We start from the raw sequence: 12,683 nt of genomic DNA on the forward strand, positions 1-12,683 counted from the left end.
TCAGGCCGCCTGGGCGCCAAGCGCCTTGGTGGCCGAAAAGGTCTCTTGCCAGAGCTGGGTTGATAGGATGCCGACGAAGGCGACATTGTCGCGATAGCCGGACGCCGGCTTCTCGCTGCATTTCTCATAAAGCTTCGAAACGGCCTTCGGATTGAAAAGGCCGGTTTCGGCGATGCTGCGCTCGCTGAACGCGTCGCGGACATAGTCCCGTTCGTTCATGCCGACGAAGGACTGGCTGTCTGGTGCCCGGTAGGGCTGCTTTGTCCGGCGTCCGATGGAGTCCGGAAGAAGGTCTTTCGTTGCCTCCCGCAGGATATGCTTTTCGACAAGCCCTTTGAGCTTCATCTCTGGCGGCAGACGGGTTGCGAATTCGACGAGACGATGGTCGAGGAACGGGAAACGTCCTTCGACGCCATGCGCCATGGCCATGCGGTCGCCCTGGCTCGACAGGATGTAGCCCGGCAACAGGAAGCGGCTTTCGAGATATTGTGCCTGATGCAAGGCGTGCCAGCGGCTGAAATCTTCAGGCAGCCGCGAGACGAGCTCGGCGGCTGCGTCATAGCCTTGAAGAGCCTGGCGAAGGTCGCCGGAGAAAAACAGCTTGGCGGCTGCCGTCCCCCGCAGCCGCGGCCGGTGCGAGAACAGCGGATCGTCCGGACTGTCGTCGCCGGCGCCGAAGAAGGCGGCCAGATACTCGGCCGATTGCTGTTTCAGCCCGGGCAGGTAGGCATAGAGCTTGCGAAACAGGTGTGGCCTGATCCGCGAACCGGGCTGGCGCGCGCAGAAGCGGCGAACGCGGGCTTCCTTGAAGATATCGTAACCGGCAAACACCTCGTCGGCACCTTCCCCGGTCAGCACCACTTTCAGGCCCTTTTCGCGAACAAGACCGGACAGCTGATAGAGCGGCGCCGGGGCCGTGCGCAGAATGGGGCGCTCGGTGAAGCGGATCACGTTAGGAAATGCGCTGGCAATATCGCCTTCACCGCAGGCAACCGCGTGATGATGCGTGCCGAGAGCCTGAGCCATCTGCTGCTGGAAAGCGCTTTCGTCGTGTTCTGCGCTGCCGAAAGTGACCGAAAACGTCGAGAGGCCATCGGGTGCCATGGGCGCTGCCAGCGCCGAGACGATCGATGAATCGAGGCCGCCGGAGAGGTAGGAGCCGACCGGAACATCGGCCCGCATCCGGATGCGTGTCGCATCGGTCAGAAGGGCGCGCAATTCTTCTGCCGCGGCGCGTTCGTCCGTATATGTGGCAGCCTCGCCCATATCCGGATATTGCAGCTGCCAGTACGGCTTGATCGAGACGCTGTTTTTCTCGGCGATAAGCAGATGCGCTGGCTCGAGCTCAAATATGTCGCGGAAGGCTGTGCGGGGTGCAATCGGCGCCCAGAGGGTGAAAATCTGGTCCAGCGCCAAGGGGTCCATCTCAGCCCGGACGCCCGGCACCTGCAGCAGAGCTTTTACCTCCGAGGCGAAATAGAGGGTCTTGCCGACCGTGGTGTAGAAGAGCGGACGAACGCCCGTGCGGTCGCGGGCAATGATCATGCGTTGCCGGGGTGCATCCCAGATCGCAAAGGCAAAATCGCCGTTGAGCAGGGACACGCAATCCGGTCCCATGCGCTCATAGAGATGCAGGATCACTTCGGTGTCGCTGCCGGTGCGGAACACGTGGCCCTGCGCCTTCAGGGTCTCCCGAAGTTCGACATAATTGAAAATCTCGCCGTTGAAGGCGATGGTGAAATTACCGCTGGAATGCGTCATCGGCTGCTGGCCATCGCCCAGGCCGACGATCGACAGGCGTGCATGGCCAAGGCCGATGGAAGGAGCGGTGAAAACACCCTGCTCATCCGGTCCCCGGTGCGCTATCGCGGCAACCATGCGCTGCAGCAACGGCTGCGCATCATGGGGCGCGACGCCATCTCCGAAGTAACCGCCAAATCCACACATGCAGCAAAATCCCCGACTTGCCCTTGACGGCCGCATAATGCCTGAAAAGCATCGGGGATGTGTTAATCTGGATCAGGATTCCGGAGCAAATTCCGGTATTTGGTCTCACGGTAAAGATTTGTTTAAGAATAATTTCGGCTTTTTACTAAAGTTTTAAGCAATGGAAAGATGGCCCTTGTTCTCTTATGGAATGCGCTTCTTCCCGCTCTGCCGCGCGCTTTCAGGGCGATAAAGATTATCGAGCGGGCGAGGCCATCTTTAAGTCCATGCAATCTTGGATGGATTTTGGTGGATACCGGGAGAGCTTTTGTCTGGCGCCTTCGCCCGGCGTCATGGTTAATCATTCCTGAATCGGTGGCAACGCGGTGCGTGTCTGCTCAATCAGGAGATCGGCCAGGAGATCTGCGAGCGGCGCTGCTTGGGACCGCAACGGTCTGATCGGCAAAAACGAATTTTGTTTTGGAGGCGCCGGATGTGACTTTATAGACGAACACGGCCGTCAGCAGAGGCCAGAAGGCACAGAAAATCATGCCCGCTACGCGGTGGGTGGACCACCGGCCACCATCTTTCTCGCCCTCGATATAAGTTGGTGCGAGATAAAGCAGGGCGATAGCGCCATAAACCAGCGCTGCAATCTGCAAGTTCGACATGATGGCGCGCTCCTCTTGTTTCATGTGTACGTTCGCAGGCCTATTCTGCAATTTGCGCGAAAGCGGGAGATAAGTCACTGCCGCAATAGGGGAAATTAACGATTTCTTAACTTAAGGTAAATTTCCATTCCCAGGCACGTCCCGTGCAGGCTTAAGCAGCGATTGCCCGCCATGTTTTGAAGCGCCTCACTTTGGCCTTGCCTTCGGCGATCACGAAATCCGGCCCGTTGACAGGTCTTCCCTTCTCAACCTAGGTTAAGTCAAATAGCTTGACTTAATGGGCGCTCAGCGAAACCTGAGGAGGAGTTCGTCATGGCTGCGATTGGGGAAGCTGTTGTCTTGGCGCGAACACGCGCGGTCATCGGTCCTGACTATGCAGAGGGAGAAACCGCCCAGACGTCCCGATGAGGTTTGGCGTTTTCCCGCGGCTCGAAAATCACACAGGGTTTCACATGGATTATCTGGTCAATCTTTCGCTGGTTAAGCCAGTCCCGGAACTTGATGCGCGCATGGAAAACGCCGGCGTCACCATCAGGCGCGCGCTTGCGCCGGAGTTCGAACTGGTAACCGGCTGGGTGCGGGAGAAATTCGGATCCGGCTGGGCGAGCGAGACTGCGGTGACTTTCGCCCGCCAGCCGCCCACCTGTTTTCTGGCAACCCGGGCGCAAAAGCTGATCGGCTTTGCCTGTCATGAATCGATCGCCCGCGGCTTCTTCGGGCCGACCGGGGTCGATGAGGCAGCGCGGGGTGAGGGTATCGGCCATGCCCTGCTTCTCGCCAGCCTTATGGATTTGAAGGTGATGGGCTACGGCTACGCGATTATCGGCGATGTCGGGCCGTCCGCCTTTTACGAGCGGACGGTGGGCGCGACGCCGATCCCGAACTCAGCACCCGGCGTCTATGCCGGATTGCTCAACAGCGCCGAATGACAGTTTTCTGGAGGAAATGATGACGATTGCGGCCAAGACCAAATATCAGCTGGAAACATTCTGGGTGCCTGCCGGACAGGATGAAAGTCCTGTTTATACGCTGACCTTGACCAACAATTCAGACCAGCCGCTTTCCGGCTTCAAGCTCTGCGTTTCCGGTCCGGCACGCATCGATCCGGAAGCCACCGTCGAAGGTGGCAGGCTGCTGAAGCGGCTGTCGAACCACTCGGAATTTGCGCCGCCGGAAGGTTTTGTGCTCAAGCCGGGCGAGACCTGGACCATCAAGGCGCATGGCATGAGCTATCATCCCAAGCATTGGACCGATGGCGCCAATGCCGGTTATGTCGTGCTCGCCGACAACAATACGGTGCCGGTCAGCGTCGCTCCGACCCGGGCGAAGGGCGACAATGCGGCCCTGACGCGCGGTGCCGTTGTTTACCCGGTTCCGAAGGTCGCGCCGGTGACGGTTTCCATCGTGCCGTGGCCGGGTGCCGTATCTGTCTCCGGCCAGTTGGCGCCTCCCGCCGGGCTTGCGCTCCGGGCCGATGGGGGCGAGGCGAACGCTGCCGCGCAGGCTTTCAAGGCGCTCGCAGACGGTTTGTTTCCCGTCGAGGGGATAGTCCGTCCGGTGTCCGAAGGCGGTTTGCCCGTTTCGTTAGCATCGGCGGATGGCTTTGCACCCGAGGCATACGGCATCAGGTTCTCCATATCCGGGGTGACGGTGTCGGCGAGCACACGCGCCGGCTTCCTCTACGGATTGATCACGCTTGGCCAGATCCTGCGCGGCGCACGGCTTCATCCCGAGACCTTCCTGTTTCCTGCATCCGGAGAGATCACTGACGAGCCGGCACTCAGCTGGCGCGGCGTGCATCTTGATGTTGCCCGGCAGTTTTACGGCACGGCGGAAATCGGACAGTTTCTGCGGATCATGGCCTGGAACAAGCTGAACCGGTTCCATTGGCATCTCTCCGACGATGAAGCCTGGCGCGTCGAGATCGATGCCTATCCGGCCCTGACCGACATCGGCGCCTGGCGCGGGCATGGCCTTAAAATCCCACCGCTTCTGGGGTCCGGCCCGCAAATCACCGGTGGCTATTATACCAAGGCGGCCATTCGCGACGTCGTGGCCCTGGCCGGAGGCCTGGGTATCGAAGTGGTTCCCGAAATCGACGTGCCCGGCCATTGCTACGCGATGCTGCAGGCGATCCCGGAGCTTCGCGATCCGCGGGAAGAAGGCAGCTATTTTTCCGTCCAGGGATTTCCCGACAACTGCATCAATCCGGCGCGTGAGGAAACCTACCGGGTTCTCGAGACGATCTTCGACGAGTTGATTGAGCTGTTTCCGTCGAAGATCATCCACATCGGCGCCGACGAGGTGCCGCTCGGCGCATGGTCCGGCTCGCCCGAAGCGTTGGCGCGCTTGCGCGATATCAGCGGCGAGGCCATGGCAACCGCCCATGCCGCGCGGCTGAACGTCATCACCAACACGCATGGCGCCGACGAGATCGACGGGTCGGGGGCAGCCGTGCTGCAGGCGGAGTTCCTGGCACGCATCCAGGCTTTTCTCGCCTCGCGCGGCTGCGTCACCGGCGGCTGGCAGGAGGCGGCTCATGGCAACGTCATCGACAAGGGCCAGTCGCTGCTGTTCGGCTGGCGGACGGTCGAAGCATCTGCGGCTTTGGCAGGCGAGGGTTACGACATGGTCGTCTGCCCGGGACAGGTCTATTACCTCGACATGGCCAACAGTCAGGCATGGTCGGAGCCCGGCGCCAGCTGGGCCGGATGGTCCGACCCGGAAAAGCTCTACACGTTCGATCCCGTCGAAGGCTGGACTGAGGCGCAGAAGAAGCACCTGCTCGGTGTGCAATGCTGCATCTGGTCGGAACCCATGACCGATCGCGGCGTGTTCGACCGGCTGGTCTTCCCGCGCCTGTCGGCGCTTGCCGAAACCGGCTGGACACTGCCGGGCCGAAAATCCTTCGCCCGCTTTGAGGCGCTGGTCGGGTTGATGCCGATTCTTTATGGGGTTTACGCCGAGAGCTAACATCTGCATTTTGCGGGAAGGCCGCGCCGGCCTTCCCAATCTCCCGAAGAATTTCGCAAGCAGATTACAGCCGCGCGGCCCTATCGGCCGCCACCTGCCTTTATTGCGCAAGGGCAATGCGGAGGTCATGAATATGACAAGATGCAAAAGCAATTAAAGGGTGTATTTTCTCGCCGGTTTTGGTGAAAAACGTTCCTGGTGAAGAATTACATATTGCGCCTTTTTTGGGTGTTTTTCGAATTTTAATCGATGTGGCAATCGAAACGAGAAGATAATCGAGGCGAAATTGTTTTTCATGCGCGGATACTTGGCGTTTTTTCGAGTGCGCATGCCGGAAATGGTATTCTTAAAAAAATGTCGCTAATATTAATTCTTCCTTTAGGACTAACACCAATAGTTGTGTTTATGCAGCCGGGTGACAGCCCGGGCATGATGCGGATGCATGGGGCCGGCGAATACCCGGCATGTCCTTATTCAGAAGGCTTGATCGGCTAGCGGGTGGTCCTGTGCGGGCGACGATCGCAGCCTTCAGGTTTCATAGCCATAAGAGACAACAACAAGAACACACCGACATTCGGGGCTCCGACTGGGCCGACGCATGCGCTTGTTGCTGCGCCCAAATGGCGCGAGAAAATTGATCAGATGCCCAAGGAGGCGTTTCATGAGCAAGCTTTTCCCATTTTTTGGTAGCGATGCAGCGGCTGTTCTGGCTGCGATGCACAAGTCACAGGCGATTATCGAGTTCGATCTCAACGGCAATATCCTCAATGCCAATCCCAACTTCTGTACGGCATTGGGCTATGATCTCGCGGAGATCAAAGGCAAGCATCACCGCATTTTCGTCGATCCGGCGGAAGTGGCCAGTTTGGAGTATCGCGAATTCTGGGCTCGGCTCGGCCGCGGCGAATTCGACCGGCAGCAATACAAGCGCATCACCAAGAGCGGCCGGGAAATCTGGATCGAAGCCTCATACAATCCGGTTTTCCGCGGCGGCAAGCCTTACAAAGTGGTGAAGTTCGCAACCGATATTACGGCGACCAGGCAGAAGGCGATGGAAGATGCCGGCAAGCTGAATGCCGTCTCCCGCTCGCAGGCGGTGATCGAATTCACGCCAACCGGTGAAATCCTCACCGCCAACGAGAATTTTTGCGGCGCACTGGGCTACCAGCTGTCGGAAATCCAGGGAAAGCATCACCGCATGTTCTGCGATCCCGCCTATGCTCAGACAGAGGAGTACCGGCAGTTCTGGGAGGGGCTCGGACGGGGTCAGTTCACTGCCAACGAGTTTCTGCGCTTCGGCAAGGGCGGCAAGGAGATCTGGATCCAGGCAGCTTACAATCCGATCGTCGATGGCAAAGGTAAGGTGTTCAAGGTCGTCAAGATTGCAACGGATGTGACCGAGCGCATGGGGGCGGTCGGCAGTCTGGCCAAGGCGCTGAAAAACCTGTCTGATGGTGACCTGACACAAAACCTCGACAAGCCCTTCGTTCCGACCATGGAAAAGGTTCGTCACGATTTCAATGACGCCGTGAGCAAGCTCCGCGCGGCGATGCATTCGGTTGGCTTGAATGCTCAGGCCATTGCAGCCGGTTCGACGGAAATCCGGTCGGCTGCCGACGATCTGTCCAAGCGGACGGAACAGCAGGCCGCCTCAGTGGAAGAGACAGCGGCAGCGTTGGAGGAAATCACCACCACTGTCGCCGATTCCAGCCGCAGGGCCGAGGATGCCGGCAATCTCGTGGCGGCCACGCGAGCAAATGCTGAACGCTCCGGCGCTGTGGTCCGCAACGCGATCACGGCGATGGGAGAGATCGAGAGTTCATCGCGCGAAATCTCCAATATCATCGGCGTCATCGACGATATCGCCTTCCAGACCAACCTTCTGGCGCTGAATGCCGGTGTGGAAGCAGCGCGTGCCGGTGATGCCGGCAAGGGTTTTGCTGTCGTGGCCCAGGAAGTGCGCGAACTTGCCCAGCGGTCTGCCAAGGCTGCGAAGGAAATCAAGGCATTGATCAACACCTCCGGCGAACAGGTGAAAAGCGGCGTTTCGCTGGTCGGTGAAACCGGCAAGGCCTTGGAAGAAATCGTCAAGCAGGTCCAGGAAATCAACACCAATGTCGTCGCCATTGTCGAAGGCGCACGGGAGCAGGCGACTGGCTTGAAGGAGATCAACCAGTCGGTGAACGCCATGGACCAGGGCACACAGCAGAACGCGGCGATGGTGGAGCAGTCGACGGCCGCCAGCCACAGCCTGGCCCGCGAAGCGGAAGCTCTGTTCTCGCTGATTGGCCAGTTCCGGGTTGGGCAGCAGGCGAATGCACCCCGGGCGGTGGATGCCGGGCATCATGCCCAGCCGGTTGCATCGCCGGCACGCAAGATGGCGGGTCAGGTTATCCGCGCCTTTTCCGGCAATGCCGCCGCCGCGCAGGAGAACTGGGAAGAGTTTTAAGCCGGCCGGTCTCGGCTGAAATGAAAACGGCGCCGCTGGTTGCGGCGCCGTTTTCTGTTGTATTGGCCGGTAATTCACTCGGCGGCTTCAAGCCCCGGCAACTGCGGCTGGGTATGCAGTTGCGTGACCGTCGCTGTTGGCGGGGCAGTATGGACACCGTTCTTCTTCAGCGGCCGGTTTCCGGTCATCGCACGCACCAGCGTGTAGAAGACCGGAGTGAGGAAGAGGCCGAACAGCGTCACGCCGATCATACCGGAGAACACGGCGACACCCATTGCGTGGCGCATTTCAGCACCTGCGCCGGTCGAGATGACCAGCGGCACAACACCCATGATGAACGCCATCGATGTCATCAGGATCGGGCGCAGGCGCAGGCGGCTGGCCTTGATGACGGCGTCGAAGGGTGTCGCCCCTTCGAACTCGAGCTCCCGGGCGAACTCGACGATCAGGATGGCGTTCTTGGCCGACAATCCCACCAGCACGATCAAGCCGATCTGGGTGAAGACGTTGTTGTCGCCCGCCGTCAGCCAGACCCCGCCCAGTGCAGCCAGAAGCGCCATCGGGATGATCATGATGATCGACAGCGGTAGCGTCAGGCTCTCGTACTGCGCTGCCAGCACCAGAAAGACGAGCAGGATCGACAGCGGGAAGATCAGGATACCGGTATTGCCGGCAATGATCTCCTGGTAGGTCAGCTCCGTCCACTCGAAGGTGACGCCTGCAGGCAGGGTTTCGGCAGCGATCCGTTCGACGGCTGCGCGGGCCTGGCCGGATGAATAGCCGGGTGCCGTGTTGCCGTTGATATCGGCGGAAAGGAAGCCGTTGTAGCGCATGGCGCGTTCCGGACCGGCACTCGAGGTGACGTTAAGCACCGCCGACAGCGGGATCATCTCGCCGGAGTTCGAGCGGACTTCCAGTTTGCCGATGTCTTCGGCCTGGGCGCGGTAGTTGGCATCGGCCTGCACACGCACGGAATAGGTTCTTCCGAACTTGTTGAAGTCGTTGACATAGACCGAACCCAGATAGATCTGCAGCGTGTTGAAGATCTCCGTCAGCGGAACATTCAGCTGGCGCGCCTTGGCCCGGTCGACGTCGGCATAGAGCTGCGGAACGTTGACCTGATAGCTGGAGAACATGCCGACCAGTTCAGGCGTCGTATAGGCCTTGGCCATGAAACCCTTCACGGCGGCGTCGAGCGCCTCGTAACCAAGGCCGGCCTTGTCTTCCAGCTGCAGCTTGAAGCCGCCGATCGCACCGAGACCCTGGACCGGAGGCGGCGGGAAGATGGCGCTGAAGGATTCCTGGATGACGCTGAGTTCCTGGTTGAGCCTTCCTGCGATTGCACCAGCCGAAAGATCCGGCGTCGTGCGTTCTTCAAATGGTTTCAGCGACAGGAAGACGATGCCGGCATTGGAGGAGTTGGTGAAGCCGTTGATCGATAGACCCGGGAAGGCGATGGCGCTTTCAACGCCTGGAACCTTCAGGGAAATATCGCTGATGCGGCGGATCACCTCTTCTGTGCGGTCGAGCGAGGCGCCGTCCGGCAGCTGGGTGAAGCCGACCAGATACTGCTTGTCCTGCGGTGGTACGAAACCGCCGGGCACGGCCTTGAAGAAGAACACGGTTGCGCCGACGAGCAGCAGATAGACGCCCATCATCAGGGTCTTGCGCGAGATAACGCCCTTGACGCCTGAGCTGTAGGCCCGCGATCCGCGCGAAAAGACGGCGTTGAAACCACGGAAGAACCAGCCGAACAGGACGTCCATGATCCGCGTCAACCGGTCCTTCGGCGCATCATGGCCGCGCAGAAGCAGAGCGGCAAGCGCCGGAGACAGGGTGAGCGAGTTGAAGGCCGATATGACGGTCGAGATGGCGATCGTCAGGGCGAACTGCTTGTAGAACTGGCCGGTCAGGCCGGAGATGAAGGCGAGCGGTACGAACACGGCGACCAGCACCAGCGCGATCGCGATGATCGGGCCGGAGACTTCGGTCATGGCCTTGTAGGTTGCCTCGCGCGGAGAAAGCCCATCCTCGATGTTGCGCTCGACGTTTTCGACGACGACGATCGCGTCATCGACGACGATACCGATCGCCAGAACGAGGCCGAAGAGGCTGAGTGCGTTGATCGAAAAACCCAGCATCTGCATCACCGCGAACGTGCCGATGATGGAAACGGGAACCGCGATCAGCGGAATGATCGAGGCGCGCCATGTCTGCAGGAAGATGATGACGACGATGACGACCAGCGCGATGGCTTCGAGCAGGGTATCGACGACCGCCTCGATCGAGGCGCGGACGAATTGCGTCGTGTCATAGACGATCTCGTAGTCGACATCCTGCGGCATCGACGCCTTGATTTCCTGCATGGTTGTGCGGACCTGATCGGCGATCTCGATCGCGTTCGATCCGGGAGCCTGGAAAACCGGAATGGCGACAGCCTGCTTGTTGTTCAGCAGCGAGCGCAGCGAGTATTCGGCCGAGCCGAGCTCGATGCGGGAAACGTCCCGCAGCCGGGTGATCGCTCCGGTCGGGCTCGTCTTGATGATGATTTCGCCGAACTCTTCCTCGCTCTGCAGGCGTCCCTGCGCGTTCACCGAAAGCTGAAGATCGACGCCCTGCTGGTTCGGCGACGAACCGATGACGCCGGCGGCAGCCTGGATGTTCTGAGCGCGGATTTCATTGACGATATCGGAGGCGGAGAGGCCCAGCTGCGCCATCTTCTGTGGATCGAGCCAGATGCGCATCGAGTAGTCGCCGGAGCCGAACAGCTGGACCTGGCCGACGCCGTCGATGCGGGCGAGCCTGTCCTTGACGTTGATCAGCGCGTAGTTGCGCAGATAGGTCATGTCGTAGCGGCCTTCGGGCGATGTCAGGTGCACGACCATCATCAGGTCGGGGGAGCTCTTGATGGTGGTGACGCCAAGGCGGCGCACCTCTTCCGGCAACCGCGGCTCGGCCTGGCTGACGCGGTTCTGGACAAGCTGTTGCGCCTGGTCCGGATCGGTGCCGAGCTTGAAGGTCACGGTCAGCGTCATCAGGCCGTCGGTGGTCGCCTGGCTGCTCATATAGAGCATGTCCTCGACGCCATTGATCGATTCCTCCAGTGGCGTCGCCACGGTCTCGGCGATGACTTTCGGGTTTGCGCCTGGATAGTTGGCGCGCACGACGACCTGCGGAGGCACGACGTCCGGATACTCGGAAATCGGCAGGATGGTCATGGCGATCAGCCCGCCAAGGAAGATGATGAAGGACAGGACGCCCGCGAAAACCGGGCGATCGATAAAGAACCTGGAGATATTCATGGCGTGATCCGCCCTTGTGCTGAAGTGCCGGAGAAAGGCTTAGTTGGTTATCGAGGCTTGCTGCCCGGGATTTGCCGCCGGGTTCATGGAGACCATTTCAGGCGCCACGAGCGCGCCGGGCCGGATGCGCTGCAAGCCGTTGACGATGATGCGTTCCTGAGCTTTCAGGCCAGCCGTAACGACCCGAAGTCCATCGGATTTCATGCCGACGGTGATTTCGCGATATTCGGCGGTATTGTCCGGCTTGACGACCATGACGAATTTCTTGTTCTGGTCGGTGCCGATCGCCCGTTCATGCACAAGCACGGCGTCTTCGGATTTCGCCTGGCCCATGCTCAACCGGGCGAACTGACCCGGCATCAAGGCGCCATTGGCATTATCGAACACGGCGCGCACGCGGATCGTGCCGCTTTCAGGATCAACGCTGTTATCGACGAGCTGAAGCTTGCCGCTCACGCCCGGCAGCCCGGCGACATCCATGCGCACCGGAACGCGGTCGATAAAGTTGCGGGCGTTGACCCCTTCCGGCAGCTCGGCGAGAATGCCCGAGACGATGCGCTCGTCCGCGTCGAAGCTTGCATAAATCGGGCTCAAGGACACCAGCCGGGTGAGGATTGGCGATGTGGGACCAGCAGCGATCAGATTGCCGGCGGTGATCTCGATCTTGCCGACGCGGCCGGTGATCGGGGCGCGGATTTCGGTGTAGCCGAGATTGAGCGCTGCCGATTGCAACACTGCGCGCGCCGCGCCGACTTCGGCTTCGGCACTCGCAAGGCCGTTCATGCGCTGATCGACTTCGCTTTGCGACACAGCATTGGACGCTAAAAGCTGGGTGCCGCGCTTGAGTTCGATGCGGGCAAGCGAAGCCCGTGCTTCGGCTGCGGTAACACTTGCCTGCGCGCGTGCCACTTCCGCTTGGAAGGGGGCGGGATCGATGGTGACGAGCAGATCGCCCTTGTTAACGATCGCGCCTTCCTGGAAATGGACCGACTGGATGGCGCCGGCGACGCGGGAGCGCAGCTCGACATGATCGACCGCTTCGAGGCGACCTGAGAATTCGCTCCATTGGGTCACGGATTTCGCCTCGACGACCGCAACGGAGACAGGCACCGCAACAGGCGCTGAAGTCGATGCGTCGGCCGCGTTGCCGCTGCCGGCCGGGCTGCCCTGCAGTTCGAAGTAGACTGTCGGCGCGATGGTCGCGACCGCAAGGACGAGGCCAGTGGTAAGAAGCTTGGTTCTGAAAGTTCCAAATGACATGGCGGCTATCCTGAATTTCTGCCCCGGGTGGTGGGCTGCCTTGTGCCCTTCGTGGGAGGTGAAGGATTTGGGCAAGGGTTGCATTGACGTTCAATACCGTTC

7 protein-coding genes are annotated in these 12,683 nt (G+C 60.3%); 3 read left to right on the plus strand and 4 right to left on the minus strand.

What is annotated here, in order from left to right:
• The gene (gene asnB / locus AC1D17_RS02795; protein WP_477563918.1) at positions 1-1,947 is read right to left on the minus strand and encodes an asparagine synthase (glutamine-hydrolyzing); all 1,947 of its coding nucleotides are present in this window, start codon (positions 1,945-1,947) and stop codon (positions 1-3) included.
• A 377-nt stretch (positions 1,948-2,324) separates the two neighbouring features.
• Positions 2,325-2,621 (minus strand): hypothetical protein, encoded by a 297-nt coding sequence (locus tag AC1D17_RS02800; RefSeq protein WP_477563919.1) that lies wholly within the window; start codon positions 2,619-2,621, stop codon positions 2,325-2,327.
• 428 nt (positions 2,622-3,049) lie between these two features.
• On the opposite strand from AC1D17_RS02800, the gene AC1D17_RS02805 reads away from it, so the two are divergent.
• The 3 genes from AC1D17_RS02805 to AC1D17_RS02815 all read left to right on the plus strand — a co-directional run bounded on the left by AC1D17_RS02805 (position 3,050) and on the right by AC1D17_RS02815 (position 8,019).
• Positions 3,050-3,526, plus strand: coding sequence for a GNAT family N-acetyltransferase (locus AC1D17_RS02805; RefSeq protein ID WP_477563920.1), 477 nt, complete (start codon positions 3,050-3,052; stop codon positions 3,524-3,526).
• A gap of 19 nt (positions 3,527-3,545) precedes the next feature.
• Positions 3,546-5,570: a beta-N-acetylhexosaminidase gene (locus tag AC1D17_RS02810; RefSeq protein ID WP_477563921.1), complete on the plus strand. Its 2,025-nt coding sequence runs from the start codon at positions 3,546-3,548 to the stop codon at positions 5,568-5,570.
• Between the two features lie 661 nt (positions 5,571-6,231).
• Positions 6,232-8,019 carry a methyl-accepting chemotaxis protein gene (locus AC1D17_RS02815; RefSeq protein WP_477563922.1) on the plus strand — a complete coding sequence of 596 codons (1,788 nt, stop codon included), beginning with the start codon at positions 6,232-6,234 and terminating at the stop codon, positions 8,017-8,019.
• Between the two features lie 74 nt (positions 8,020-8,093).
• Here the strand turns inward: AC1D17_RS02815 and AC1D17_RS02820 are convergent, their stop codons facing one another.
• Both AC1D17_RS02820 and AC1D17_RS02825 read right to left on the minus strand, forming a co-directional pair.
• Positions 8,094-11,321, minus strand: a complete 3,228-nt coding sequence (locus tag AC1D17_RS02820; RefSeq protein ID WP_477563923.1) for an efflux RND transporter permease subunit — start codon at positions 11,319-11,321, stop codon at positions 8,094-8,096.
• 39 nt (positions 11,322-11,360) lie between these two features.
• Positions 11,361-12,581, minus strand: a complete 1,221-nt coding sequence (locus tag AC1D17_RS02825; protein WP_477563924.1) for an efflux RND transporter periplasmic adaptor subunit — start codon at positions 12,579-12,581, stop codon at positions 11,361-11,363.
• Between the last annotated feature and the right edge of the window lie 102 nt (positions 12,582-12,683).

The organism is Pararhizobium sp. P1_E7, assembly GCF_056405855.1.